Genomic DNA, 23,952 nt, shown 5'->3' on the forward strand with positions numbered 1-23,952 from the left:
AATCATTGGCCTCGGTTCTTCACTGTGTCAACGGACTCATGTGCCCCGATTGCTGCCCGTTTGGGCATTGCGGGCAGAAACCCGGGCATCGAGGAGTGCCCTTCGGGCACCGGCACGAGGGGAGCGGCGCCGGGTGGGGAGCGCTTGACCCTCACGTGGCGTGATGCCGGATAGTCCGGGCCATGGAGGAGCACCTGACCGTGGGGCGCGTGGCCGAGCTGGCCGACGTGAGCGTCCGCACGCTGCACCACTACGACGAGATAGGCCTCGTACGACCGTCCGCGCGGACCGAGGCCGGGTACCGGGCCTACTCCGCGGGCGACGTCGAGCGGCTGCGCGAAGTGCTCGGCTACCGCCGACTCGGCTTCGGACTGCGCGAGATCGCGGGCCTGGTCGACGACCCGGCCACCGACGCGGTCGCGCACCTGCGCCGGATGCGCGGCCTGCTCCTTGAGCAACGGGATCGCGCCGCCGCCACGGTGACCGCCATCGACCGGGAGCTGGAGGCACGGGCCATGGGGATCAGGACCACGCCGGAGGAGCAATTGAAGATTTTCGGAACGCAGTTGTACGACACCATCGGGTCCGCCTATCCGGCGACGCGGCGCACCGAGCCGCGGATCGCCGAGAGGATCTGGGACGCACTCGGGGACGCGCAAACGGTGTTGAACGTCGGGGCGGGCACCGGCTCCTACGAGCCTCTGGACCGCGACGTGACGTCGGTGGAACCGTCGGCCGTCATGCGGGCGCAGCGTCCAGCGGGCGCGGCGCCGTGCGTGGCCGCCGCCGCGGAGAGCCTTCCCTTCGAGGACCAGTCCTTCGACGCCGCGATGGCGGTGAGCACCGTTCACCACTGGCCGGATCCGGTCGCCGGGCTGCGTGAAATGCGGCGCGTGGCCCGCCGGGTGGTCGTGTTCACGTACGACGCGAGTGACACCGGCTGGCGGCAACGCTTCTGGCTCACCCGCGACTATCTGCCCGAGTTCGCAGGCCTGCTCGCCGACTGGCCCTCACTGGCCGACCTGGCCCGTGCGATCGAGGGCCGCGCGGAACCGGTGCTCGTCCCGTGGGACTGCGCCGACGGCTTCTTCGAGGCCTACTGGCGCCGCCCCGAGGCGTATCTGGAGGAACACGTGCGCCGCGCGGTGTCGGTGTGGACCCGAGTCGGCCCGGAGGCCGAACAGCGCGCGGTGGACCGGCTCCACGACGACCTCTCCTCGGGACGGTGGGCGGAGCGCAACCGCCACCTGGTCGCCCTCGACGCGGCCGAGCTGGGCCTCCGCCTGCTGGTGGCCTGACGAGAACGGCGCGCCCGTCAGGAGTCGAAACGGTCCCGGGCGCTCTCGATGTGACCGAGGTGCTGCTGGGTCCAGCCGCAGATGACGTCGACCGCGGCGCGCAGGGCCCGGCCAGGTCCTGTGAGGGTGTACTCGACCCGTGGCGGCACGGTGGGGTGCACTTTCCGGTCGACCAGGCCGTTGCGCTCCAGCATGCGCAGGTTCTGGGTGAGCATCTTGTGGCTGATGCCCTCGACCTCGTCGCGCAGCTCGCTGAAGCGCAGGGTGCCCTCGCCGAGCGCCTCGATGATCAGGAGCGCCCACTTGTTGGCGACGTCCGAGAAGATCTCCCGCGCCAGGGAGTCCGCGCGCCGCAGGTCGGCGTCCTCGGGCAGGCCGTTGAGCTGCAGTTTGGTCCCCACCAGGTCCCCCAGTCACCGAAAAACACGTTCTTCCAGGTCGGCGCTGACTCTCCTACGGTTCCTGAGTAACCACAAGAGAGCACAGCGCAGACGTCGTGGAGGGAGTGGCCTCAGCGACCGTCGAGGAGTCGCAGGCCCAAGGGGGTCGCGGTGTGCAGGACCCGCTTTCCGTTGCGTCGGGACGCGATGAGTCCTCCCTCCCGCAGCACTGCGAGTTGCTGGCTCGCGCTCGGCAGGGAAACCCCTGTCGCGTGGGCGAGTTCGGAGGTGGTGGGGCAGGTCTGCACGGCGGTCTCGTACAGGAGCGCGGCGCGGGTCGGCCCCAGCAGCCGGGCCAGCGACGCCGGGGAGGCGGCAGGCGACGACGGGGTCTTGTCAACCGGATAGACGAGCACCGGACGCAGCTGGGTGTCGGCCAGGGTGATGGGGCGCCGCCAGCAGAAGTACGACGGGACCAGGAGCAGGCCCCGGCCCTGGAGGTACAGGTCGCGCTCAACCGGATAGTCGACCGCGAGCACCGGCGGCTCCCACACGGCCATCGGCCGCAGGCTGTTCAACAGGGCCCGCGTCCCGCCGTCCATGAGGGCGCGGGTGCGCAGGGCCCGGTCCGTCGCCGTGGCCGTGTCGATGCGCTTCCACACCGGCGCGATGAACTCCCGGTGGTAGGTACGGAGGTTCCCGCCGAGCGCGGTCAGCGCCGCCCTGTCACCGCGCGCCAACTCCGCACCCGCCCAAGGGCGCCCACCGCCCGCCGACAGCAGGGACAGCTCGTGCCGCAGCCGACGGCGCGGCGTCGCGAGCACCCGGTCGATGCCGTCCCGCAGCTCATGGGGCCCGACTTCGACGGGCGGGGTGAGGAAGTCGGGGAAGTAGGCCGCACGCGGCACCAGACTGCACAGCGCCGACGCCACCCCTCGGCCCGCCCGCCCCTGCCGGACCAGCCCACCGGCCATCCGCCGCCATGGCGCGAACGCGAGGGCGCCCTCGCGTGTCTGCAAGCGGCACAGGCTGCATACGATCTCCCACAGCGGATCCGGACGCCGGGCAAGTCGTACGTTCGCCAAGTCGTCGCCGGTGAAATGGATGCGCAGCATGGCTTCCCCCCGTTGGCCTCCGACGCTCGACCAAGTTTCCGGCACGCACGACATCCCGGACGAGGGCCCATCTCGGCCAGGCGTTATCCTGTGGCCGCGACCGATGACAAAGTCCTGTATCCAGCGGCTTTTCGGGAGGAAACGGTCGCGCCACACAGGCAGAAAGCTCAGATTGTGGACTACCAGGCCGTTCTCGAAGAAGTCGCCGCCTATGCCTGGCCGTTGGTGGGCCGGGGCCAAGTGGCCCAGTACATTCCGGCGCTCGCGGACGTGGACGCCGAGCGTTTCGGCATGGCGGTCGCCGACGTCAACGGCGAGGTGCACGGGGTGGGGGACTGGGAGGAGCCGTTCTCCGTCCAGTCCATCTCCAAGGCCTTCAGCCTCGCGCTCGTCCTCGCCGAGGGCGGCGAGCGGATCTGGGACCGGGTCGGCACGGAGCCGTCGGGCAACCCCTTCAACTCGCTCGTCCAGCTCGAGTACGAGAGCGGCATCCCGCGCAACCCGTTCATCAACGCCGGAGCGCTGGTCGTCACGGACCGGCTGCAGAGCCTCACCGGAGACGCTGGCACGACGATGCTGGAGTTCCTGCGCGCGGAGAGCGGCAACCCGGACGTCGCCTTCGACCCGGTGGTGGCGGCCTCCGAGGCCGAGCACGGCGACCGCAACGCGGCCCTGGCGCACTTCATGGCGAGCTACGGCAACCTCGACAACCCCGTCTCCACGGTCCTTGAGCACTACTTCCGGCAGTGCGCGATCCGCATGAGCTGCCGCGACCTCGCCCTCGCGGGGGCCTTCCTGGCCCGGCACGGACTGCGCCGCGACGGCACCCGCCTGCTGCCCGCGCGCGAGGCGAAGCAGGTCAACGCGGTCATGCTCACCTGCGGTACGTACGACGCGGCGGGCAGCTTCGCCTACCGCGTCGGCCTGCCGGGCAAGAGCGGCGTCGGCGGCGGCATCGTCGCGGTGATCCCGGGGCGCTGCACGTTGTGCGTCTGGAGCCCGGGCCTGGACACGTACGGCAACTCCGTGGCGGGCGTCTCCGCGCTCGACCACTTCACCACGGTGACGGGCTGGTCGGTGTTCTAGAGCTCCTTCGCCGGGTGCCGCGGGGCAGGCGGGGCTTCCGACACAGGCCCTAAGGGAGCGGGCCGTCGTAGGGGAGCAGGTCGGGGCGCTTCGGTGCGCGTCCGTCGCCGGACGAGCGGCCGGTGAGGCGGCGGCCTATCCACGGGCCGAGGTACTGCCTGGCGAACCGGGCGTCGGCGATGCGGCGCGTGGCCCAGCCCGGCGGCACGGCGGCGGGCAGCGGCGTCTGCCAGTCGTCCTCCGGGGCGTGGCCGAGCGCCTGCCACACCGCCTCGGCGATCCTGCGGTGCCCCTCGGCGGTGGGGTGCAGCCGGTCCACGTCCCACATGCGCTGGTCGCCGAGGACGGCCGCGCCGTAGAGGTCCACGACGATCGCGTCGTGCCGGGACGCCAGGTCGTCGACGTACGAGTAGAGCTCCTCCATGCGCGGACGGAACCGCTCCATCACCGGGCCGTTCCGTCCCGGGCTGCGCATCAGGACGAGCTGCTTGCAGGAGGGGGCGAGCCGTTCGACGGCCTCCTCGAGCAGACCACGGACCCGGCCCATGTCGCACTTGGGGCGCAGGGTGTCGTTGAGGCCGCCCACCAGGGTGACCACGTCGGCCTGCATCGCGGCCGCGACATCCACCTGCTCGGCGACGATCTGGCCGATGAGCTTGCCGCGCACGGCGAGGTTCGCGTAGCGGAAGCCGGGGCTCTGCGCGGCCATCCGGGCGGCGAGGAGGTCGGCCCACCCGCGGTAGGTGCCGTCGGGCAGCAGATCCGACATGCCCTCGGTGAAGGAGTCGCCCACCGCGACGAGACTGGTGTAATTGACATTCATCTGCATGGCGAAAGTGATCGTAACCCGCCGGGCCGTCCGGCGGGGCGGTGCGGCGGATCTGGGCAGCGCGGCCCGACGGCGGTATGTCATAGGCACGCCATCGTCACGAGAGAGCGAGCCACCATGTGGACCGCAGCCTTCTGGAAGGCCACCACGGAACGTGCGATCCGCACCTTCGCGCAGGCGCTGGCCGCCGTGCTGGTGGCGGGGGCGACCAGCCTGCTGGACGTCGCGTGGGGCGCGGCCTTCGCGACGGCGGGGCTGGCCGCGGTCCTTGCGGTCCTGACGGCGATCGGCACCTCGGAGGTCGGGGCGGCAGGACCCGGCATCACCGAGCAGCCGACCACGAAGGCGAAGAAGCCGAAGAAGCCGAAGACGGCGGGAGAGCCCGCGGTCTGAACGTGGGACCGGGCCGGGGCCACGAAGACGCCGCCCCGGCCCGGTCCCACCCCTTACCGGCTCACACCGGTTACCGGCTCACACCGGCTGGCCGAAGAGCCGCTGCAGGACGTCCTCCATCGTGACCATCCCGGCGAGCCGCCCGTCCGAGCCGAGCACCGCCGCCACATGGGTACGGCTGCCGCGCATGGCGGTCAGGACGTCGTCCAGCGGTGTCGTCTCGCGCACCTGGGCGATCTTGCGCATGTCCGGCACCCGGAACGGCAGATCGCGCGGCGCCCGGTCCAGGGCGTCCTTCACGTGCAGATAGCCCACGATCCGGCGGCCGTCGTCGACCACGGGGAAGCGGGAGAACCCGGACTCGGCCGAGAGTGCCTCCAGCCGCTCCGGAGTGACGCCCACGCGCGCGTAGACCACGTCCTCCAGGGGCAGGACCACGTCCCTGACCGGGCGGCGGCCCAGTTCGAGCGCGTCGTGCAGCCGCTCCTGCGCACGGTTGTCGATCAGACCCGCGTCCCCGGAGTCCTTGACCATGCGGGCGAGGTCGTCGTCGGAGAAGCTCGCCGACACCTCGTCCTTGGCCTCGACGTGCAGCAGCTTCAGCAGGCCGTTGGCGAACGCGTTGATCGCGAAGATCACGGGGCGCAGCGCCCGCGCGAGCGCCACCAGCGGCGGGCCGAGCAGCAGCGCGGAGCGCACGGGCTCCGCGAGCGCGATGTTCTTCGGGATCATCTCGCCGAGCAGCATGTGCAGATACGTGGCCAGGGCCAGCGCGATGACGAACGAGATCGGGTGGACCAGGCCGTGCGGCACGCCCACCGCGTCGAACGCGGGCTCCAGCAGATGCGCGATCGCAGGCTCCGCGACGATACCGAGGACGAGCGTGCACAGCGTGATGCCCAGCTGCGCCGCGGCGAGCAGCGCCGACACGTGCTGCAGGCCCCACATCACGCTCTTGGCGCGCTTGTTCCCCTCCTCCGCGTGCGGCTCGATCTGGCTGCGGCGCACGGAGATCAGGGCGAATTCGGCGCCCACGAAGAAGGCGTTGACGACGAGCGTCGCCAGACCGATCAGCAACTGAACGGCGATCATCGGACATCCTCCTCGTGGTCGTCGGCGGCGAGCGGAGCGTGCAGCATGACGCGGGCGGCGCGGCGCCCGGCCGCGTCGACGACGTCGAGCCGCCAGCCGCCCACCTCGACGCTGTCGCCGACGGCGGGAATGCGGCCGAGCTCCGTGGCGACGAGTCCGGCGAGCGTCTCGTACGGCCCGTCCGGCGTCCGGAGGCCGACCCGCGCGAGCTGGTCGGTGCGAGCCGCGCCGTCGGCGGAGTAGAGCGTCCTGCCGTCGTCGTCGGTGCCCGCGTGGGCGATGTCGGGCGTCTCGTGCGGGTCGTGCTCGTCCCGCACCTCGCCGACGACCTCCTCGACGATGTCCTCCAGGGTGGCCACCCCGGCGGTGCCGCCGTACTCGTCGATGACCACGGCCATCGTGCGCTTGCCCGAAAGGCGGTCCAGGAGCCGGTCGACGGTGAGCGTCTCCGGCACGAGCAGGGGCTCGCGCATCAGCTCGGCGACGGGCACCCGCTGCCTGCGCTCCGCGGGCACGGCGAGCACGTCCTTGATGTGCGCGACGCCGACGACCGTGTCCAGGTTTCCGCGGTACACGGGAAAGCGGGAGAGGCCGGTGGCGCGGGTGGCATTCGCGACGTCCTCGCACGTGGCGTGCACGTCGAGGGCCATGACCTGCACGCGGGGCGTCATCACGTTCTCCGCCGTGAGGTCGGCGAGGTTCAGCGTGCGCACGAACAGCTCGGCCGTGTCCGCCTCCAGGGCGCCCGCCTTCGCGGAGTGGCGGGCCAGGGCCACCAGCTCCTTGGGGCCGCGCGCGGAGGCGAGCTCCTCTGCGGGCTCGATGCCGAAGCGGCGTACGGAACGGTTCGCGGTGTTGTTGAGATGCGCGATGAACGGCCGGAACGCGGCGCTGAACAGACGCTGCGGCGTGGCCACCCGCTTGGCGACGGCGAGCGGCGAGGAGATCGCCCAGTTCTTGGGCACCAGCTCGCCGATGACCATCAGGAAGACCGTGGACAGCGCCGTCCCGATCACCAGGGCGATGGAGGACGCCGCCGACCGCGGTATGCCGAGGTCGCGCAGCGGGCCCGCGATCAGCGCGGCGATGGACGGCTCGGAGAGCATGCCGACCACCAGGTTGGTGACGGTAATGCCCAGCTGGGCGCCCGAGAGCTGGAAGGTGAGGTTCTTGACGGCTTTGAGGGCACCGGCGGCGCCGCGCTCGCCGCGCTCGACTGCCCGCTCGAGCTCGCTGCGCTCGACCGTCGTGAGGGAGAACTCCGCGGCGACGAACACACCGCACGCCAGCGAGAGCAGCACCGCCACGAGGAGCAGAAGCACTTCGGTCATCGGGTCACCTCCGTCCCATGATCGGGCAGGGGCAGGAGGAATGCGCGATGTCGGGTACTGGGAGGCTCGCCCATGGGCGGACGCTCACACCTTTCAGTTGGATACGAGTGGTGGGTCCATGGTAAAGGATCAGCAAAGCCACTCGAACCTCTGTCGGGGTTTACCGAGTACCCGCGGACAGCGGCTTCACCCAGCGGCTCCACTGCGGTTCCGGAGCGTAGCCCGCCGCACGCCACGCGTGGTGGGCGAGATCATTGCCGTCCAGGACCATCGCGTCACCGCGGCGCCCGCCGAGCCGCACGAACCGCTCCTCCGCGGCGGCGAGCAGCGCCGAGCCCACGCCCCGGCGGCGGTGGTCCGGATGCACCGCCAGCCGGTAGAGGTGGCAGCGCCAGCCATCGAAGCCCGCGATCACCGTCCCCGCAAGCTCGCCGTCGCGCTCGGCGAGGATCAGGGCCTCCGGATCGCGGGCGACGAGCCGCTCCACGCCGGAGCGGTCGTCGCTGATGCTCGTGCCCTCGGCGGCCTCCTTCCAGAAGGCGAGCACCGCATCCAGATCCCCGGCCGCCGCGGCCCGTATTCGAAGATCGCTCATACGGCCATCCCATCACCGGCCGCCGCCCCGGCGCGCGAAATTTCCAGGATGTGGACGGCCGTGATGTACGAGAAGCCGTACCGCTCCCGCTGGGCGCGCAGCTGGTCGGCCATCTGGCGGACGGTGCCGATGAGCAGGATCGGGAGCCCGCCGAGGGGCCAGTCCATCACTCGTGCGCGATGGCCGCCAGTACGTTCATGCGCGAGGCGCGCAGCGCGGGCAGCAGCGCCGCCGCCAGGCCGACGACCACCGAGCCGATCACCACCGCGACGATCGTCGTCCAGGGGAACGCCAGCTCCTTCATGCCCTGCAGCGCGAGCACCTGCTGCACGGCGACGCCCCAGACCAGCCCGAGCGCGAGCCCGAGCAGCGCCCCGAACACCGCGATCACCACCGATTCCAGACGGATCATCCGGCGCAGCTGACGCCGCCCGAGGCCGATGGCGCGCAGCAGCCCGATCTCCCGGGTGCGCTCCACGACAGACAGGGCCAGGGTGTTCACGACGCCCAGCACCGCGATGACGATCGCGAGACCGAGGAGGGCGTAGACGAGGTAGAGCATCACGGCGATCTGCTGCCGGATCAGCTCCTTGTAGTCGGCCTGGTCGCGCACCTGCACCTGTGGATAGGGGTCGAGGCTCTTGTCCAGGCGGGCACGCAGGGTGTCCGCGTCCGTGCCGGACGCCGCGTTGACGTACAGCGCGGAGTCCTGGCCGCCCGGCACGTACTTCTCGACCGTGCCGAACCCCATGAAGAGCCCGCCCTCGACGCCGAAGCCCTCGGGCGAGTCCTGGTCGGTGAGCGCGCCGACGGTCAGCTTCGTGCCGCGCCCGCCGGGGAACGTCGCCTCCAGTACGTCACCGATGCGCACCTTGTGCTTCTTCGCGTAGTCCACGTCCATGCCGATCCGCCCCGCGGCGAGCGCGGCCCGCGAACTGCCCTGCGCGTACGTCACCTTGGCCACCTCGTCGAGCTGCGGGTCGTAGCCCGCGGCGGTCGACTCGACGTTCTTGCCGTCGGGCAGCGCCAGTTCGATGGGGGTGAAGCGCTGGCGTACGACGAGCCCCGCGCCCTCGGTGTCCTCGACCTTCCCGGTGATCTCCGACGAGAACGGCATGAAGTTGCTGTTCTGCACGACGAAGTCCGCGCCGAGCGTCTTGTCGATCTGCCGGTCGAACGACTTCGTCATCGAAGCGCTGGCCACCGAGAGGCCTCCGACCAGCGCGAGCCCCACCATGAGCGCGGCCGCGGTGGCGCCCGTGCGGCGCGGGTTGCGCAGCGCGTTGCGCTGGCTCATCCGGCCGACGGAGCCGAAGACCGCGGGGAAGACGCCGCCGAGGACCCGGATCACCGGGCGCACCAGGAGCGGCCCCGCGATGACCGTGGCGATCAGGGTCAGGACGATGCCGAGGCCGAGGAGCGACGCCGCGGACGAGGTCTTCTCCGCGTTCGCGCAGCCGACCAGGGCGGCGGCACCGGCCGCGCCGACGAGGGCACCGGCGACAGCCCGTACCTTCAACGGCCGCCCCACACCGGCGATCTCGGCGTCCGCGAGCGCGGCCATCGGCGAGACGTGCGCGGCCCGCCGGGCGGGGAGGTACGCCGCGACGAACGTGACGCCGACCCCGACGACGTACGAGGCGACGGGCGTCGCCCACCCGATGACCATCTCCGTGGACTTCAGGTTCATGCCGAGCAGGCCCATCAGCTTGATCAGGCCGAGAGCAAGACCTACGCCCGCGGCGAGCCCCAGCGTCGAGCCGACGAGCCCCAGCAGGAGCGCCTCGATGAGCACCGACCGGCGCACCTGCCTGCGGTCGGCGCCGAGCGCGCGCAGCAGGCCCAGTTCGCGGGTGCGCTGTGCGATGAGCATCGAGAAGGTGTTGACGATCAGGAAGATGCCCACGAGCACGGCGACACCGGCGAAGCCGAGCATCACGTACTTGATGACGTCCAGGAAGCCGCCGAGCTCGGACGCCGCGGACTCGGCCTGCTCGTCGGCGGTCTTCAGGTCGTAGCCTGAGCCCAGTTCGGCGCCGATGCGGCGCTTGAGCGTCGTGTCGCTCACGCCGTCGGCGGCGGTCACGTCGATGCTCGTCGCCACCCTCTTCGAGCCGAGCAGCTCGCGCTGGGCGCTCGCGGTGTCCAGGAAGACGAGTGCAGCCCCGGGGTTGGTGGTGGTGAAGGTGGCGATGCCGACGACCTCGACCTTGAACGAGCCGGGGCGTGCGAGGACGGTGAGCGTGTCCCCGATCTCCACGTTCTTCTTGTCGGCCGTGTCCGCGTCGATCATCGCCTGGCCGCCGCCGCGCGGGGCATGGCCCGAGGTGAGCTCCACGGGGCTGCGGTCGGTGGGGTACCAGTTCGTGGCGATCGTGGGAGCGCCCGTCGTGGAGCCCACGGATTCGTTGTCGCGGTCCACGATGGTGATGTTGTCGACGGACACGTCGATGTGGGCCGCCGCGACTCCGGGAACCCCGGACACCTGCTCCTTGAGGTGCGCCGGGACCGTCGGCGTCTGCCCGGAGGGCACCGCTTCGTCGAGGTCCTCCTTCGGCTCCACCGTCACATCGGCGGAGGTGGAGGCGAACAGGCGGTCGAAGGTGCGGGTGACCGTGTCCGAGAAGATCAGGCTGCCCGCGACGAACGCGACCGAGAGGATGACGGCAAGCGCGGAGAGCGCGAGCCTGCCCTTGTGCGCGAGGAAGCTCCTGAGCGTCGCCTTCAGCACCGCGGCCCCCTGCTCAGCTCTGCTCGGACGGGCGGTCGGCGGGTGCGTGCGCTGGTTTTTCGGGTGCGTCGGGCGCCGCCGCGTGCAGGGCGTCGAACCTCTTCATGCGCTCCAGGACCGCATCCGCCGTCGGCCGCGCCATGTCGTCCACGATCCGCCCGTCGCCGAGAAAGAGGACCAGGTCGGAGTGGCCTGCCGCGCTCGGGTCGTGGGTCACCATCACCACGGTCTGGCCGAGCTGGTCCACCGCGTCGCGCAGGAAGCCCAGGACCTCGAGACCGGCCCGCGAGTCGAGGTTGCCCGTCGGCTCGTCGGCGAAGATCAGCTCGGGCTTCGCGGCGAGCGCCCGCGCGCAGGCCACCCGCTGCTGCTGACCGCCGGACAGTTGCGCCGGGCGGTGCTTCAGCCGGTCCCGCAGGCCCAGCGTGTCGATGACGTGCTCCAGCCAGTCGCGGTCGGGCCGCTGTCCCGCGATGTCCATCGGGAGCGTCATGTTCTCCAGGGCGTTGAGCGTGGGGATGAGGTTGAAGGACTGGAACATGAAGCCGATGCGGTCGCGCCGCAGCCGGGTCAGCTCGCGCTCCTTCAGGCCCGTGATCTCGGTGTCGCCGAGCCACACCTGGCCCGCCGACACGCTGTCGAGCCCGGCCAGGCAGTGCATAAGGGTGGACTTCCCCGACCCGGAAGGGCCCATGACGGCCGTGAAGCGCCCGCGTGCGATGTCCACGTCGACTGAGTCGAGGGCGAGGACGGTCGTCTCGCCGGAGCCGTACGCCTTGGTGAGGCCGCGAGCACGCGCGGCGATCCCGGCGGGCTCCGAACTGTCCGTGAACGGTGCCGAAGCAGGTGTGGACAAGGCGGCCTCCTGGGTTGTGGCCGTTCCAACTCCCGTATTGCCGCCGAGAGTAGTGGGGCTCCCCGGGTGTCCGGTATCCCTCCGAGGTCGGGCCCCGGAACGTATGTAAGGGGCATGGTCCTGGCGGTCTTGTCGTGCTAGCGCTCCGGCGCTAGCTTGACGGTATGGCGAAGACTCAGCTGAACGTGCGGGTGGACGAGGACACCGCCCGGGCCGCGCGGGAGCGCGCCCTGGCCCGAGGAATGAGCGTCAATCGCTACATTGAAGAACTGGTCAAACAGGACGCAGGCGAAATCGGACACACCTTCGTGGAGTCCGCCGCCGACTTCATGAAGCAGTACGAATCCGTCTTCGCCGAGGAGTTCGGCGTCGAGCGCGAGGGCAGCCGCCCGCTGCGTGAAGGTCGTCGCTGAGCCGTTGAACCTCAGAATCGACCTTGCCTGGCTCCTGATGATCGCCGAACACAAGACGCCCGGAGACCCCCAGGTCACCGACTGGGGCGCACTCGTCGCCGCCGTGAGCAGACACGAGGCGGAGATATTCGGCGTTCCCGTCTACGAAACGCCGCACGACCGCGCCGCTGCGCTCCTCCAGGTCCTGCTGCACATCCCGGCGCTGGAGCGCTCCAACGCCCTCTTCGCCTCCTCCGTCGCCTACGCCTACCTCGTCTCCAGCGGCCTGAAGGTCGTCACCTCGCCCGAGCAAGTGCGTGACCTCGCCCGGCTGGTCAAGGAGGGCGACGCGAGCGTGCACGCCATCGCGGAACAACTGCGCCAGTGGAGCCTGTGAGCCCGCCACGGGCCGGGCGCTGACACCGGCGTGTCAGGGAGCGTCGGGGCGGTACGCCGTACCGAGCACGCAGTACGACGTCGGCAGGCGCGGCCCCTTCGCGGGCACCAGCAGCCGCCGGTGCGCACCGAGCTCGAAGCCCGCCTCGCGCAGCGCCCCGATCGTGTCCCGCGAGACGTGACAGCCGCCGAACAGGGGAGGCCACACCGTGCGGTCCAGGACGCGCTGGGCGCCCACCATCAGCTTCCCCGGCGCCCTGCCGTGCTCGAAGAACCGCAGCTCACCGCCGGGCCTGAGCACTCTTCGCAGCTCGCCGAGCGCCCGCGGCACATCCCGCACGCTGCACAGCACCAGCGAGACGACCGCCGCGTCGAACGCCTCGCTCTTGACGGGCAGCGCCTCTGCGGCGCCCGGCACGACGTCCACCGGCACGTCCGCACGCAGGGCCGCGGACACCGCAAGCCGCCGCAGCAGCCGCTCCGGCTCGATCGCCACCACTTCGGAGACCGCACCCGGGTAGTGCGCGAAGTTGAGCCCGTTGCCCGCCCCGACCTCGATGACCCGGCCGGAGAGACCGGCGAGCAGCTCCCGGCGGTGGACGCCGATCACGGACTCGGCGGCGACGCTCTGCCGGGCGTAGAAGCGGGCGAAAACGGGGTGGTGCACGACGTCCCGGGACACGGGCTTGGCGGAGCGCGGCGACATGGGCCCTCCTCGGCGGAGATCCTCGGCGGATCGAGCGGATACCGCCATGGTGCCCGGACGGCGGGGCGCTCGACCCTCGAAGCGGACGCGCCTCGCCGACCGCGCCCCAGGAGTCACCCGCCCCACCGTCCCGCTCACCGCGTCACTGCACGAGCGCTCCGGGTGCCTCCCGCTCGGCGAAGGACACCGCGTCCCACGTGCCGCCGAGCTCCGGCCCCAGCCAGCTCCCGGCCGCGGCGCGGAAGGCGGCCCCTTCGAGCGCCCCGGCCCCCTCCGGAATGGCGCCGAGCAGCGGTGTGCCCGCGTCCTTCGGCAGGTCCGCCAGGTTGCAGCGGGACGCCAGGTCGGGCACGGACGGCCAGCTGCCGACCAGCGGACCCAGCTGGCGCACGCCGCGCGCCCGCAGCGCCTCCGCCGTCAGGCCCGTCGTGTTGAGCGAGCCGAGGCCCGCCGACACCACCATCAGAACCGGCGCGCCCAGGAGCCGGGCGGCGTCCGCGAGGGTGCCGCCCTCGTCGTCGAGGCGCACCAGCAGACCGCCCGCCCCCTCGACCAGCACCAGATCGTGCTCGGTCGCGAGCTTCGCCGCCGCTTCGGCCGCCTCGTGCGGGTGGACCTGGGCACGGCCGGACCGCCGCGCCGCCACGTCGGGCGCCAACGGCTCGGGATAGCGGGCGAGTTCACGCGTGGTGATGCCGTCGCCCGCCAGCCGCAGCACCTCCTGGGCGTCGCCGGGCTCACCGGGGCCGACCCCGGTCTGTGCCGGTTTGAGCACCGCGACGCTGCGCCCGGCCGCGCGGGCGACGGCGGCCACCGCGGCCGTCGTCACCGTCTTGCCGATCTCCGTGCCCGTACCGGACACCACGATCACCGTCACGTCAGCCCTCCTTCGCCGCCGCGCACACCGCGCGCGCGATCCGTGCCACGTCGTCGTCGCCCGTGATGAACGGCGGCATCGTGTAGATCAGGTCGCGGAACGGCCGCACCCACACGCCCTCGCGCACCGCCGCCCGGGTCGCCGCGGCCATGTCCACCGGGTGGTCCAGCTGTACGACGCCGATCGCCCCGAGGACACGGACCTCCCGGACCGCAGGAAGGTCGGCCGCCTCGGCCAGACCGCCCCGCAGCCCCGTCTCGATCCGCTTGACCTCGGTCTGCCAGTCCTGCCCGAGCAGCAGGTCGATCGAGGCACCGGCCACCGCGGCGGCCAGCGGGTTCCCCATGAACGTCGGGCCGTGCGCCAGGACCGGCACCTCGCCCTGCGAGATGCCGTCGGCGACGCGGGGCGTGCACAGCGTCGCCGCCATCGACAGATAGCCGCCGGTCAGGGCCTTGCCGACACACATGACATCGGGTGTGACGCCCGCATGGTCGGCCGCGAACAGCGCGCCCGTGCGGCCGAAGCCCGTCGCGATCTCGTCGAACACGAGCAGGACGTCATGGGCGTCGCATGCCTCCCGCAGGGCGCGGAGGTAGCCGGGGGAGTGGAAGCGCATCCCGCCCGCGCCCTGCACCACCGGCTCGACGATCACCGCGGCCAGCTCGTCGGCGTGCCGCCCGATCAGCTCATGGAGGTGATCGGCGTACGACTCCTCGTACGCGTCGAACCCGCTGGGCGGCGCGTCCGCGAACACCTGCTGCGGCAGGACGCCCTGCCACAGCTCGTGCATGCCCCCCTTGGGGTCGCACACGGCCATCGGCTGCCAGGTGTCGCCGTGGTAACCGCCGCGCCACGTCAGCATCCGCTGCTTCTCGGGGCGGCCGAGTGAGCGCCAGTGCTGCAGGCACATCTTGACCGCGACCTCGACCGAGACCGAACCCGAGTCGGAGAGGAAGACGTGCTCCAGACCGTCGGGCGTCATGTGGACGAGGCGCTTGGCGAGCGAGACGGCAGGCTCGTGCGTGAGCCCGCCGAACATCACGTGGCTCACCCGGTCCAGCTGGCCGCGTACCGCCTCGTTGAGGACCGGATGGTTGTAGCCGTGGATCGCCGACCACCAGGACGACATGCCGTCGATCAGCTCGCCCCCGCCGCCCGCCAGACGCATCCGGACGCCGCTCGCCGACTCGACGACCAGGGGTTCCTGACGGCCGGGCATCGGCCCGTAGGGGTGCCAGACGTGCTGCCGGTCGAGTGCGAGCAACTGCTCCGTGGAGAGGGTGGACCGGTCAGGCATTGGGCGCCAGATCCGTTCCCGCGCCCCGGCGGCGCACCGCCACCAGGTCCGTACGCGCCTCGTTGGCATCCGGCACGGCCTCGGCCACGGGCTCCGCGGCGGGCTCACCGGACCCGCAGGGACCGCAGCCGCCGCCCCCGTGTGAGCCGCAGCCCCCGGCGTCCGCCGCCGCGGCGGCAGGGGCAGCGTCGGCGCGATGCTCCGGCAGCGTCACCTGGTCCGTGCCCTCGACCTCGAATCCGGCGTCCGCGATCATCGCCAGGTCGTCCTTGCCCGCCTGGCCCTCGCTGGTCAGGTAGTCGCCCAGGAAGATCGAGTTGGCGATGTTCAGGGCGAGCGGCTGCAGGGAGCGCAGATGCACCTCGCGGCCGCCCGCGATGCGCACCTCGATGTCGGGGCAGACGAAGCGGGCCATCGCGAGGATGCGCAGGCAGCGCTGGGGCGTGAGGTTCCACTCCTTGGCCAGCGGGGTGCCCTCGAAGGGGATCAGGAAGTTCACCGGCACCGAGTCCGGGTCGAGTTCGCGCAGCGAGAAGACGACGTCGACGAGGTCCTCGTCGCGCTCGCCCATCCCGGCGATCAGTCCCGAGCAGGCGGAGAGGCCCGCCGCGTGCGCCTTCTGGACGGTGTCGACACGGTCGGCGTAGGTGTGCGTCTTGGTGATGTCCGCGTACGTCGCTTCCGACGTGTTGAGGTTGTGGTTGTACGCGTCCGCGCCCGCGCCCCGCAGACGCTCCGCCTGCCCGTCCGAGAGGAGCCCGAGGCAGGCACACACCTCGACGCCCTCGTTCTGCTCCTTCACCGCCGCGATGGTCTGCGCCACCCGGTCGACGTCCCGGTCCGTCGGACCGCGGCCGCTGGCGACCAGGCACACCCGCTTGGCGCCGCCCGCGACCCCGGCCGCCGCGGCCTGCGAGGCCTCGTCGGGCTTCAGCCAGGTGTACTTGAGGATCTCGGCCTTGGAGCCGAGCCGCTGCGAACAGTACGAGCAGTCCTCGGGGCACAGGCCCGACTTGAGGTTGACCAGATAGTTGAGTTTCACCCGTCGCCCGAACCAGTGCCGCCGCACCTTCCCGGCGGCGGCCACTACGTCCAGGAGATCGTCGTCGGAGGTGGCCAGTACGGCCAGCGCCTCTTCGCGGGTCGGCAGCTCGCGCCGAAGCCCTTTTTCCACCAGCGTGTTCAGCAGGTCCATGGCGCTGATCCTTACGCACGGCAGCCTCCCCGGCCAAGGAGAGTTCGCACAACAGAAACGGTTTGAGGTGTGGGTATTGCCACACCCTGGCCAGGTGGTCCGGCGGCTAAGGTCTGTGCAATGTCTACAAACAGGCACCCCCTGACGGGGCCGTCCACCGCGCCGGACACCGCGTCGAGCGCGGCCTTCGGCTGGCTCGACGAACAGGCGCGGCTGCGCGCGGACGCGGGACTCGTCCGCACCCTGCGCCCGCGCTCCGCGGACCCGGACGGCCTCCTCGACCTGGCGGGCAACGACTACCTGGGCCTGACCCGGCACCCGGAGGTCACCGAGGGCGCGGCGGCCGCGGCCCGGCGCTGGGGCGGCGGCGCCACCGGCTCGCGGCTCGTCACCGGTTCCACGGAGCTGCACGCCGAACTCGAGCGCGAGCTCGCCGAGTTCTGCGGCTTCGAGGCGGCCCTCGTCTTCTCCTCCGGATACGCGGCGAACCTCGCCGCCGTCACCGCACTCGCCCCGCACGGCACGCTCATCGTCTCCGACGCGGGCAACCACGCGTCGCTGATCGACGGATGCCGTCTCGCACGCGGGACGACCCAGGTGGTGCCGCACGCCGACCCCGAGGCGGTGCGCAAGACGCTCGACGCCCACGACGGGCCCGCCGTGCTGGTGTCCGACTCGGTGTTCTCGGTGGACGGCGACATGGCGCCGCTGACGGAACTCGCCGCGGCCTGCCGGGAGTTCGACGCCGGGCTGATCGTCGACGACGCCCATGGACTCGGGGTGCTCGGCGAGGGCGGCCGGGGCGCGCCGCACGCCGTGGGGCTCGCGGGGGCGGACGACACCGTGGCCACCCTCACCCTCTCCAAGTCCCTCGGCAGCCAGGGCGGCGCCGTGCTCGGCCCTGCCAAGGTCATCGAGCACCTGGTGAACGCGGCCCGCACCTTCATCTTCGACACGGGTCTCGCTCCGGCCGCGGTCGGCGCCGCGCTCGCGGCCCTGCGGCTGCTGCGCCGCGAGCCCGAACGTGCGGCGCGGGCCCGCGAGGTCGCGGCCGAGCTGCACCGGCAGCTCACGGCCGAAGGGCTTGCGGCGGTGCGTCCCGACGCGGCCGTGGTCTCCGTGCGCGCGCCGTCGCCGGAGCGGGCCGTGCGGTGGGCGGCCGACTGCCGGGCCGCGGGCCTGGCCGTGGGCTGCTTCAGGCCGCCGTCGGTGCCGGACGGCATCTCGAGGCTGCGGCTGACCGCCCGCGCGGATCTGACCGACGCACAGATCGCCGGTGCCGTACGGGTGATCAGCCGCAGTGCACACCGGTAGCGTGCCGGGCCCCTACAAGGGCCGGAAACCGCTTACCGGAGGCTGTTGAGGAACGACTCCCAGGGGCCGGGGGAGATGAGCAGGGCGGGCCCTGCGGTGTTCTTCGAGTCACGCACGGCGTACAGGCCGGTCAGCGGACCCGAGTCGAGTGTGGCGGTCTCGACGCAGTTGTTCATTCCGTTGCTGTAGCTGCTGCGCTGCCACCGCGCACCTTGAAGTCTCGTGCTGGAAGGTACGTACCGAGGCATTGCGGTCATGGTGCCTCCTTACGCGCCGTCGCATAGCCCGGCGATGAATTCCGTTGAGTCCTCGAGTGAGAGCGCTTGTACCTGAAGGGAAGTGAAGGCCTCCGAGTACGCCTGGAGGTCTTCTTTCCGTTCGAGGTAGAGGCTACTCGTCAAATGGTCGAGAACAACCACATCCAGATCAGCAATGTCCGGAAACGAAAAAATAACGAAAGAACCGATCAGACCTACATGCTCGCCGGCGGCGAACGGCAGTACCTGCAGCTGGACATGGGGCAGGAGGGACGCCTGTCGCAACCGGACCAGCTGTTCGGCGAGCACCTTCTCCCCGCCCACCGGCCGCCGCAGCACGGCCTCGTCCATGACCACGCTCAGGCGCAGCGGCGGATCCGCCCGCAGCACGTCCTGACGGGCGAGCCGGACCTCCACCAGCGCGTCGACCTGCTTCTCCGGCAGCCCGCCGAGCGCGGCCCGGGTCACCGCTCGCGCGTAGTCGGGCGTCTGCAACAGGCCGGGAACCACGGTGGTTTCGAGCGTGCGCACCCAACGCGCCTGTGACTCCAGGCTGATGAAGTCGCGGTAGGTGGCAGGCAGCAGATCGCGGTACGCCTTCCACCAGTGGTGGCGTCCCGCACCCGGGTCGTCGGCGCCCGTGAAGGCTATGAGGAGCTCGCTGAGCTGCGGGTCCTCGACCTGGTAGACGTCCAGGAGCAGCCGCACGTCGGCGGCCTTCACACCGCTGCGTCCTGTCTCGATCCGGCTCACCTTGGACTGGTGCCAGCCCGCCCTGGCGGCGGCCTCGCTGCTGGTGAGTCCGGCGTTCAGGCGCAGCGCGCGCAGTTCGGCACCGAGCTGACGACGGCGCACCGCGGGGCCGTACTGCATGCCCGTCTCCTTTCGGACGGAGCCGTCGGATATCCCGGCGGCGGGGCGGGGCAGTAGGCGAGATTAGAGGAAGTACCGGTCCCACGCCCAAATACGGTCTGCCGTAGCAGAGTTCACCGCTTCGAGCGACAGATATATGCACATCTCGGTGGATCGCCACCCGTGACCGGCCAAGGAGTGGCAGGCTGGCGCGAAGCACCAGTCCGGGACTGTCCTCGAGTCATCCGCCGCGGGTCGGAGACCAGTCCCGGTGGGAAAGGGACAGCGCCGCCATGGCAGACCACCAGGAAGCCTCCGTCACCCTGCCGAGCGATCCTGCCTCGGTCCCCGCCGCCCGGAAATACGTCTCGCGTGTGCTCGTGGAATGGGGCCTGCCCGGTGACGCCGAGGTGGCCGACACGATCAGACTGATCGTCTCCGAGCTCGCGACCAACGCCGTGCAGCACACCTTGGGGCAGTCGCCCACCTTCACGGTCGACGTCGAGCTCGAACGCGACGAGCACCTGAGGATCGGAGTCACCGACAGCCACCCGCGCTACCCCAAGCGCCTCCCTGCGGCCGTCCAGCAGGACAACGGCCGGGGCATGGTGATCATCCGCTGGCTGACCGCCGAGTGCGGCGGCAGGCTCTCGGTCAGTCCCACCGACGAGGGGGGCAAGACCGTGTGGATCGCGCTGCCGTGGCGCGCTCCGGTCCAGCGCAAGGACCGTGACGCCACGCACTGACCGGGGTGTGCCCCGGCCGGGTCGTCGGGATGGACACCGTCAGCGGTGCCGTTCTCTGCGCTGGGGACGCGGTGCTCCGCCACGGGCCCCTGACGGCCTGGCGTCGGGCTCCTCGTCGAGCGCCGCTTCGACACGCGCCAGCGGGCGCCGCGCGAGCCGCGGCAGTACGCCCCACAGCCCGACGCACATCAGCAGCGTGCCCGCGCCCGCCAGGAGGCCTTCGGTCCGACCCGACGTCACATCGACGACGAGCAGCACCGAACCGGCGAGCGTCAGCACCAGAACGCCCAGGCCGACCCCGGCGAGCCGGGACGACACCCGCACGATGAGCGGCTTGGCCCGCTGCTGGAACAGCGAGCGGTGCAACGCGGCGGGCGCCGTGAACAGCGCCGCCGCGAGCACCGCGAGCAGCAGCGTCGTGACGTAGGTGGCGCGCTGCACCGCGTCGAGCGAGGGAAATCGCGGGCTGAAGGCGAGGGTGAGCAGGAAGGCGAAGAGGATCTGGACGCCCGTCTGCGTCACTCTCAGCTCCTGGAGCAGCTCCGCGAAGTTGCGGTCGGCGCGCTCCAACGGTGTTTCGTTGCGGGCCGTGCAGGCATAGTCGTCGGACATCCCGCACGGGTATCCCCGCGGGCGCGCTCCAAGCATCGGCACCTGACCGTGCGGGGAGCGCGCCGGAGCGGGCGCGGTGGGTCAGCGGACCCTGCCGTACCAGACGCTCTTGGTCCAGATCTTCTCCAGGCGGACCACGGTCCCCCTCTTGGGGGCGTGCCAGATGCGGTTGTTACCCGCGTAGATCCCGACGTGGTACACGTTCCGACCGGAGTGGAAGAACACCAGGTCGCCGCGGGTCCGCTGGGACCTGGAGACGTGCTTGGTCTTGTTGTACTGCGCGGCGGCGGTGCGCGGCAGCTTCTTGCCCGTCTTCTTGAACGAGTAGAGAGTCAGGCCCGAGCAGTCGAACCGGTTGGGCCCTGCCGACCCGTAGCCGTACGGGGAGCCCTTCTTGGACGCCGCGATCTTGAGCGCCTTCGTCCCGTGAGTGGCCGCCTGGGCCTCCGACGCGAGCCCGGGGGCCAGGACGGTGCCGCCTACGACGGCGAGCGTGAGGACCGATGCGGCACCGGTCCTGCTGAGCAGCGACGGAACATGATTCAGCGCAGTCATGCGCAACCCTTCGTCAGCCGCCTGTGAAAGATGACCTGTCGGGTTCGGGCAGGCGAAGATGCCCGGCCGCGTCGTGCTCTGCGGCTTCACCCCAAGGGCGTCGTCCGGACTGTCCGGACGGGCCCGTCGTGCCTGGGTCCTCCACTCCTGCCGTTGCACAGATGTCGACCGGTCATCCGGGTGGCGGCAGGACTCGGCGTCCGCCCGGACCGCCCCGCCGCGGTGGCGGGGGCTTGTCGTCGGAAGGGATCTTGACCCGACATGGGCCAAAAAACCGAGCCGAAACGGCGTTTTGTGAGGCTCCTCACGACTGACCTGTTCAGGTGGACACTGCCGAAATCGTCGCGTTGGCACGTGGTCCGACGACGGTTCGACCAGCACCGGAATGCGCAATTCCGCCGGTGCTGTACTCGCTCGACGCAACTTTCGTCGGTGCGGACGACGACCTCTTCCTACGCCGTCCGAGGTAGCCCGACTGGTCCGTTTCGAAGTGGCCCCGGACGTCACGGTGTCCGGGGCGGGGCGGGTCGGCGGGGGCTCAGCCGCCCTGCGGGGGCGGCACGGTGATCCGCCCGGCCCGCCGCTCGCCGTCGAGGACGCGCAGAGCCTGGGCGAGGGTCTGCGCGTGCACTTCGCTCTCACCGCGCTGGTGCATGAGGGCGAGCGCGTCCCGCAGGGCACTCGCCCGGCCGACGAGGGCCTGGGCGGCGCGGAGTCCGCCGTAGGTGTGCTCGGCGCGGGCCGGATTGATCCGGCCGAGCAGGTCGACGACTTCGAGATAGCGGTCGATCAGCTCCGCCTCGGCGCGGGTCAGCGCAGGCAGCGGCGGCAGTTCGGGCGGCAGCATCGGCGGGTCACCTCGGGTCCCGGGCGGCGAGCGAGGTCTTGCGGCTCGGAATGATCCGGTCCACGAGTCCGTACGCCAGGGCGGCCGGGGCGTCGAGGATCTTGTCCCGCTCGATGTCCGCGGTGATCCGCTCCTGGCTCTGCCCGGTGTGGCGCGCGAGCAGCTCCTCCAGGAGGCGCCGCGTGCGCAGCAGTTCGTCGGCCTGGATCGCGAGGTCCGAGGCCTGGCCCCGGACCGGTTCGCCGATGGCGGGCTGGTGGATCAGGACGCGCGCGCCGGGCAGCGCGAACCGCTTGCCTGGCGTGCCCGCGGCGAGCAGGACGGCGGCCGTCGACGCGGCCTGGCCCAGGCAGGTCGTCTCCACGTCACAGCTGACGAACTGCATCGTGTCGTAGATCGCGGTCATCGCGCTGAACGAGCCGCCGGGGGAGTTGATGTACAGCGAGATGTCGCGGTCCGGCGCCTGGTGTTCGAGGTGCATGAACTGGGCCATCACGTCGTTCGCCGAGGTGGCGTCGATGGAGGTGCCGAGGAAGACGATCCGCTCTTCGAGGAGCTTGGAGTACGGATCCATGGTCCGCGTCCCCGACGTGGTGCGTTCGGTGAACTCGGGCAGGACGTAACGGGCAGACGGACGATTCATGGCACGCCTCTCTTCCTCCGGTCGCTGAGCGGCCCGGTCTCTGTAAAAAATGTACAGGACGTACGTTCCGTCAGGGGGGTGGAGCCGGGATGGGTTCTCGTCCGGGGCGCCGCGTACCCTCTCCGAGGCATGGAACGGAGCAGCGGCGAGCGAGAGTTACTGGCCCTCGAAGTGGACGTCATCCACGGCCTCGGGCCGGGCGAGGGCGACGGCGCGCTGAGGGTGGCCGACCCGTCGGTGCGGGCGGTGGTGGCCTGGTCGCCGGGGGCGCGCGTGCTGGCGCTGGGTGCGGAGGGCCCTGACGTCCTGCGTGCCGCCGACGGATTCGGTGATCTTGGTGACATGGAGCAGGCGTACGCGCCGGGGGAGCCGCCGGATGTCCTCGTGCGGATCGCCGACGCGTGTGCGGCCGAGGGCGACCGGGCCTCGCTTCGGGGAGGCCCCAGCTTCACCTTCCCCGAGCGGCTCAGCGAGGACTTTCCGTCGCCGCTTCCGCTTCTGCTCTCCGATGCGGAAGGGCGCGCAGCCGCAGGGGAGTTGACCCGCCCGGGCAACTGGCAGCCCGGCGAGTGGGCGGAGCTGATCTCCGGTGCGGCGGGGGAGTGGGCGATGGCCGTGCGCGACGGTTCGCCCGTGTCGATCTGTCACACCCCGGCCGCCAACACCCGCGCGGCGGAGGCGGGAATCTGGACCCGGGCGGACTTCCGGGGTCGCGGCCTCGCCCCGGCCGCGGTCGCCGCCTGGTCCCGCCGCGCGCACCACGACAAGCAGGTGCTCTTCTACAGCACCACGGCCGACAACCACGCCTCCCGCTCGGTGGCCCGCACCCTGGGCCTCGCGCCGCTGGGCTGGATCTGGACGGTGCGCTGAGCCCCTGCTTCGTCCCGGGTCGCCGAACTCGTCAGGGTGGACTTCGTGGCGCGCAGCGAACACCCGGCCTCGCGCGCTCCCGCGGAGTTCACTGCGCAGCTTCACTGTTCAGCGGGGCCCCGGCCACCGGATCGGGGCGAGGTGCGGCGTTTAAGCTGAATCCATGGCCTACGAGATTCCGGTGACGCAAGCCCGTGCAGAGCTCGCCGAGCTGATCAACCGTGTCGTCTACGGCGGCGAGCGCGTCGTCGTCACCCGGCACGGCAAGCCGCTCGTGGCGCTCGTCTCCGCCGCCGACCTGGAGCGCCTCGAAGCGCTCGCGGACGCCTCGGAGGAGCGGACGGTCAGCACGGTCACCTCCCTCGGGTCCGCGACGCCCACGTCTTCGGAGCGGCAGCGGTTCGGCATCGCGGCCGAGCATCGCGGCCCCCACGCCACGTAGGAAATCCGTCGGTGCCTCGCGCCGCACCCAGGGTATCGAAAGTTGCCCAGGGCATCGAAAGGTATGGCGTAGACCAGTAGACGGTCATGTGACGGTCAATGACTGGTTAACCTCGTTGAAACTCCTCCCAACTACCCTCCCGTGCCACGCCACCAGCGGTTTCTCTATCCGGGGTGCGCAAGATCGTGCGCACTCGCTGTGTGTTACATCTATATCCGTCGCGGTGGCCGCGGCAGCCGGAC

Annotated in this window: 28 protein-coding genes and 1 riboswitch; of the genes, 9 read left to right on the forward strand and 19 right to left on the reverse strand. The window is 71.2% G+C overall.

Annotated features, from left to right (window positions below):
* Positions 1–182: 182 nt before the first annotated feature.
* Complete coding sequence (locus AC068B_RS27075) at positions 183–1,298, forward strand: MerR family transcriptional regulator (RefSeq protein ID WP_478674243.1); 1,116 nt, start codon at positions 183–185, stop codon at positions 1,296–1,298.
* A 17-nt stretch (positions 1,299–1,315) separates the two neighbouring features.
* On the opposite strand, the gene AC068B_RS27080 is transcribed toward AC068B_RS27075, so the two are convergent.
* Together AC068B_RS27080 and AC068B_RS27085 are read right to left on the reverse strand one after the other, a co-directional pair.
* Positions 1,316–1,699, reverse strand: a complete 384-nt coding sequence (locus AC068B_RS27080; RefSeq protein WP_478674244.1) for a winged helix-turn-helix transcriptional regulator — start codon at positions 1,697–1,699, stop codon at positions 1,316–1,318.
* A gap of 110 nt (positions 1,700–1,809) precedes the next feature.
* The gene (locus AC068B_RS27085) at positions 1,810–2,697 is read right to left on the reverse strand and encodes an ArsR/SmtB family transcription factor (protein WP_478674245.1); all 888 of its coding nucleotides are present in this window, start codon (positions 2,695–2,697) and stop codon (positions 1,810–1,812) included.
* A gap of 270 nt (positions 2,698–2,967) precedes the next feature.
* Here AC068B_RS27085 and AC068B_RS27090 point away from each other — a divergent pair, with 270 nt between their 5' ends.
* Positions 2,968–3,879 (forward strand): glutaminase, encoded by a 912-nt coding sequence (locus AC068B_RS27090; RefSeq protein ID WP_478674246.1) that lies wholly within the window; start codon positions 2,968–2,970, stop codon positions 3,877–3,879.
* Positions 3,880–3,928: 49 nt separating this feature from the next.
* Here the strand turns inward: AC068B_RS27090 and AC068B_RS27095 are convergent, their stop codons facing one another.
* Complete coding sequence (locus tag AC068B_RS27095) at positions 3,929–4,708, reverse strand: SGNH/GDSL hydrolase family protein (RefSeq protein ID WP_468566940.1); 780 nt, start codon at positions 4,706–4,708, stop codon at positions 3,929–3,931.
* A gap of 117 nt (positions 4,709–4,825) precedes the next feature.
* On the opposite strand from AC068B_RS27095, the gene AC068B_RS27100 reads away from it, so the two are divergent.
* On the forward strand, positions 4,826–5,101 hold the full coding sequence (locus tag AC068B_RS27100) for a holin (protein ID WP_478674247.1): 276 nt from the start codon (positions 4,826–4,828) through the stop codon (positions 5,099–5,101).
* Between the two features lie 78 nt (positions 5,102–5,179).
* Here the strand turns inward: AC068B_RS27100 and AC068B_RS27105 are convergent, their stop codons facing one another.
* The 6 genes from AC068B_RS27105 to AC068B_RS27130 form a co-directional block, all read right to left on the reverse strand.
* Positions 5,180–6,193, reverse strand: coding sequence for a hemolysin family protein (locus tag AC068B_RS27105; protein WP_478674248.1), 1,014 nt, complete (start codon positions 6,191–6,193; stop codon positions 5,180–5,182).
* Complete coding sequence (locus tag AC068B_RS27110; RefSeq protein WP_478674249.1) at positions 6,190–7,524, reverse strand: hemolysin family protein; 1,335 nt, start codon at positions 7,522–7,524, stop codon at positions 6,190–6,192. Before AC068B_RS27110 ends, AC068B_RS27105 begins: the two co-directional genes overlap by 4 nt.
* A 160-nt stretch (positions 7,525–7,684) precedes the next feature.
* Positions 7,685–8,119, reverse strand: a complete 435-nt coding sequence (locus tag AC068B_RS27115) for a GNAT family N-acetyltransferase (protein ID WP_478674250.1) — start codon at positions 8,117–8,119, stop codon at positions 7,685–7,687.
* A complete protein-coding gene (locus AC068B_RS27120) occupies positions 8,116–8,286 on the reverse strand; it encodes a hypothetical protein (protein WP_478674251.1) in 171 nt (56 codons plus the stop codon). The genes AC068B_RS27115 and AC068B_RS27120 overlap by 4 nt, the downstream gene beginning before the upstream one ends.
* Entirely contained in the window at positions 8,286–10,850 is a 2,565-nt protein-coding gene (locus AC068B_RS27125; RefSeq protein WP_478674252.1) for an ABC transporter permease, read from the reverse strand. Before AC068B_RS27125 ends, AC068B_RS27120 begins: the two co-directional genes overlap by 1 nt.
* Positions 10,851–10,863: 13 nt before the next feature.
* Complete coding sequence (locus tag AC068B_RS27130) at positions 10,864–11,706, reverse strand: ABC transporter ATP-binding protein (protein ID WP_478674253.1); 843 nt, start codon at positions 11,704–11,706, stop codon at positions 10,864–10,866.
* Positions 11,707–11,870: 164 nt separating this feature from the next.
* Between AC068B_RS27130 and AC068B_RS27135 the strand changes: the two genes are divergently transcribed.
* Both AC068B_RS27135 and AC068B_RS27140 read left to right on the forward strand, forming a co-directional pair.
* Positions 11,871–12,119: an antitoxin gene (locus AC068B_RS27135; RefSeq protein WP_468566953.1), complete on the forward strand. Its 249-nt coding sequence runs from the start codon at positions 11,871–11,873 to the stop codon at positions 12,117–12,119.
* Positions 12,120–12,123: 4 nt separating this feature from the next.
* On the forward strand, positions 12,124–12,495 hold the full coding sequence (locus tag AC068B_RS27140) for a fic family toxin-antitoxin system, toxin component (RefSeq protein WP_478674254.1): 372 nt from the start codon (positions 12,124–12,126) through the stop codon (positions 12,493–12,495).
* A gap of 33 nt (positions 12,496–12,528) precedes the next feature.
* Here AC068B_RS27140 and AC068B_RS27145 read toward each other — a convergent pair whose 3' ends face one another.
* From AC068B_RS27145 to bioB, 4 genes are all read right to left on the reverse strand, one after another.
* Positions 12,529–13,200: a class I SAM-dependent methyltransferase gene (locus AC068B_RS27145; protein WP_478674255.1), complete on the reverse strand. Its 672-nt coding sequence runs from the start codon at positions 13,198–13,200 to the stop codon at positions 12,529–12,531.
* Positions 13,201–13,342: 142 nt separating this feature from the next.
* On the reverse strand, positions 13,343–14,077 hold the full coding sequence (gene bioD, locus AC068B_RS27150; RefSeq protein ID WP_478674256.1) for a dethiobiotin synthase: 735 nt from the start codon (positions 14,075–14,077) through the stop codon (positions 13,343–13,345).
* A gap of 1 nt (position 14,078) precedes the next feature.
* Entirely contained in the window at positions 14,079–15,377 is a 1,299-nt protein-coding gene (locus AC068B_RS27155; RefSeq protein WP_478674257.1) for an adenosylmethionine--8-amino-7-oxononanoate transaminase, read from the reverse strand.
* The gene (bioB, locus tag AC068B_RS27160) at positions 15,370–16,572 is read right to left on the reverse strand and encodes a biotin synthase BioB (protein WP_478674258.1); all 1,203 of its coding nucleotides are present in this window, start codon (positions 16,570–16,572) and stop codon (positions 15,370–15,372) included. Before bioB ends, AC068B_RS27155 begins: the two co-directional genes overlap by 8 nt.
* A gap of 120 nt (positions 16,573–16,692) precedes the next feature.
* Here bioB and AC068B_RS27165 point away from each other — a divergent pair, with 120 nt between their 5' ends.
* Positions 16,693–17,886 (forward strand): 8-amino-7-oxononanoate synthase, encoded by a 1,194-nt coding sequence (locus tag AC068B_RS27165; protein WP_478674259.1) that lies wholly within the window; start codon positions 16,693–16,695, stop codon positions 17,884–17,886.
* A 32-nt stretch (positions 17,887–17,918) separates the two neighbouring features.
* Here the strand turns inward: AC068B_RS27165 and AC068B_RS27170 are convergent, their stop codons facing one another.
* Both AC068B_RS27170 and AC068B_RS27175 read right to left on the reverse strand, forming a co-directional pair.
* Entirely contained in the window at positions 17,919–18,143 is a 225-nt protein-coding gene (locus AC068B_RS27170) for a DUF397 domain-containing protein (protein WP_478674260.1), read from the reverse strand.
* A 9-nt stretch (positions 18,144–18,152) separates the two neighbouring features.
* The gene (locus AC068B_RS27175) at positions 18,153–19,016 is read right to left on the reverse strand and encodes a helix-turn-helix domain-containing protein (protein ID WP_478674261.1); all 864 of its coding nucleotides are present in this window, start codon (positions 19,014–19,016) and stop codon (positions 18,153–18,155) included.
* 272 nt (positions 19,017–19,288) lie between these two features.
* On the opposite strand from AC068B_RS27175, the gene AC068B_RS27180 reads away from it, so the two are divergent.
* Positions 19,289–19,741, forward strand: a complete 453-nt coding sequence (locus AC068B_RS27180) for an ATP-binding protein (RefSeq protein WP_468566972.1) — start codon at positions 19,289–19,291, stop codon at positions 19,739–19,741.
* Positions 19,742–19,780: 39 nt separating this feature from the next.
* On the opposite strand, the gene AC068B_RS27185 is transcribed toward AC068B_RS27180, so the two are convergent.
* From AC068B_RS27185 to AC068B_RS27200, 4 genes are all read right to left on the reverse strand, one after another.
* Positions 19,781–20,353 carry a DUF6328 family protein gene (locus AC068B_RS27185; RefSeq protein WP_478674262.1) on the reverse strand — a complete coding sequence of 191 codons (573 nt, stop codon included), beginning with the start codon at positions 20,351–20,353 and terminating at the stop codon, positions 19,781–19,783.
* 81 nt (positions 20,354–20,434) lie between these two features.
* Positions 20,435–20,908: a C40 family peptidase gene (locus tag AC068B_RS27190; RefSeq protein WP_356252482.1), complete on the reverse strand. Its 474-nt coding sequence runs from the start codon at positions 20,906–20,908 to the stop codon at positions 20,435–20,437.
* A gap of 3 nt (positions 20,909–20,911) precedes the next feature.
* Positions 20,912–21,088, reverse strand: a riboswitch (cyclic di-AMP (ydaO/yuaA leader).
* 358 nt (positions 21,089–21,446) lie between these two features.
* Positions 21,447–21,755: a hypothetical protein gene (locus AC068B_RS27195; protein ID WP_478674263.1), complete on the reverse strand. Its 309-nt coding sequence runs from the start codon at positions 21,753–21,755 to the stop codon at positions 21,447–21,449.
* Positions 21,756–21,762: 7 nt separating this feature from the next.
* Positions 21,763–22,398 carry an ATP-dependent Clp protease proteolytic subunit gene (locus AC068B_RS27200; protein WP_478674264.1) on the reverse strand — a complete coding sequence of 212 codons (636 nt, stop codon included), beginning with the start codon at positions 22,396–22,398 and terminating at the stop codon, positions 21,763–21,765.
* A gap of 129 nt (positions 22,399–22,527) precedes the next feature.
* On the opposite strand from AC068B_RS27200, the gene AC068B_RS27205 reads away from it, so the two are divergent.
* Together AC068B_RS27205 and AC068B_RS27210 are read left to right on the forward strand one after the other, a co-directional pair.
* Positions 22,528–23,268 carry a GNAT family N-acetyltransferase gene (locus AC068B_RS27205; protein WP_478674265.1) on the forward strand — a complete coding sequence of 247 codons (741 nt, stop codon included), beginning with the start codon at positions 22,528–22,530 and terminating at the stop codon, positions 23,266–23,268.
* 163 nt (positions 23,269–23,431) lie between these two features.
* Positions 23,432–23,710 carry a type II toxin-antitoxin system Phd/YefM family antitoxin gene (locus AC068B_RS27210; RefSeq protein ID WP_478674266.1) on the forward strand — a complete coding sequence of 93 codons (279 nt, stop codon included), beginning with the start codon at positions 23,432–23,434 and terminating at the stop codon, positions 23,708–23,710.
* The last annotated feature ends 242 nt before the right edge of the window (positions 23,711–23,952 follow it).

It is taken from the genome of Streptomyces sp. NPDC042371, assembly GCF_056437465.1.

Bases quoted from the DNA above. Each gene is read 5' to 3' on its own strand.
- AC068B_RS27190 (WP_356252482.1), bottom strand. From the start codon at position 20,908: ATGACTGCGCTGAATCATGTTCCGTCGCTGCTCAGCAGGACCGGTGCC.
- AC068B_RS27195 (WP_478674263.1), bottom strand. From the start codon at position 21,755: ATGCTGCCGCCCGAACTGCCGCCGCTGCCTGCGCTGACCCGCGCCGAG.
- AC068B_RS27185 (WP_478674262.1), bottom strand. From the start codon at position 20,353: ATGTCCGACGACTATGCCTGCACGGCCCGCAACGAAACACCGTTGGAG.
- AC068B_RS27170 (WP_478674260.1), bottom strand. From the start codon at position 18,143: ATGACCGCAATGCCTCGGTACGTACCTTCCAGCACGAGACTTCAAGGT.
- AC068B_RS27120 (WP_478674251.1), bottom strand. From the start codon at position 8,286: ATGGACTGGCCCCTCGGCGGGCTCCCGATCCTGCTCATCGGCACCGTC.
- AC068B_RS27095 (WP_468566940.1), bottom strand. From the start codon at position 4,708: ATGCAGATGAATGTCAATTACACCAGTCTCGTCGCGGTGGGCGACTCC.
- AC068B_RS27105 (WP_478674248.1), bottom strand. From the start codon at position 6,193: ATGATCGCCGTTCAGTTGCTGATCGGTCTGGCGACGCTCGTCGTCAAC.
- AC068B_RS27110 (WP_478674249.1), bottom strand. From the start codon at position 7,524: ATGACCGAAGTGCTTCTGCTCCTCGTGGCGGTGCTGCTCTCGCTGGCG.
- bioB (WP_478674258.1), bottom strand. From the start codon at position 16,572: ATGGACCTGCTGAACACGCTGGTGGAAAAAGGGCTTCGGCGCGAGCTG.
- AC068B_RS27205 (WP_478674265.1), top strand. From the start codon at position 22,528: ATGGAACGGAGCAGCGGCGAGCGAGAGTTACTGGCCCTCGAAGTGGAC.
- AC068B_RS27075 (WP_478674243.1), top strand. From the start codon at position 183: ATGGAGGAGCACCTGACCGTGGGGCGCGTGGCCGAGCTGGCCGACGTG.
- AC068B_RS27210 (WP_478674266.1), top strand. From the start codon at position 23,432: ATGGCCTACGAGATTCCGGTGACGCAAGCCCGTGCAGAGCTCGCCGAG.
- AC068B_RS27115 (WP_478674250.1), bottom strand. From the start codon at position 8,119: ATGAGCGATCTTCGAATACGGGCCGCGGCGGCCGGGGATCTGGATGCG.
- AC068B_RS27135 (WP_468566953.1), top strand. From the start codon at position 11,871: ATGGCGAAGACTCAGCTGAACGTGCGGGTGGACGAGGACACCGCCCGG.
- AC068B_RS27180 (WP_468566972.1), top strand. From the start codon at position 19,289: ATGGCAGACCACCAGGAAGCCTCCGTCACCCTGCCGAGCGATCCTGCC.
- AC068B_RS27155 (WP_478674257.1), bottom strand. From the start codon at position 15,377: ATGCCTGACCGGTCCACCCTCTCCACGGAGCAGTTGCTCGCACTCGAC.
- AC068B_RS27165 (WP_478674259.1), top strand. From the start codon at position 16,693: ATGTCTACAAACAGGCACCCCCTGACGGGGCCGTCCACCGCGCCGGAC.
- AC068B_RS27145 (WP_478674255.1), bottom strand. From the start codon at position 13,200: ATGTCGCCGCGCTCCGCCAAGCCCGTGTCCCGGGACGTCGTGCACCAC.
- AC068B_RS27175 (WP_478674261.1), bottom strand. From the start codon at position 19,016: ATGCAGTACGGCCCCGCGGTGCGCCGTCGTCAGCTCGGTGCCGAACTG.
- AC068B_RS27100 (WP_478674247.1), top strand. From the start codon at position 4,826: ATGTGGACCGCAGCCTTCTGGAAGGCCACCACGGAACGTGCGATCCGC.
- AC068B_RS27200 (WP_478674264.1), bottom strand. From the start codon at position 22,398: ATGAATCGTCCGTCTGCCCGTTACGTCCTGCCCGAGTTCACCGAACGC.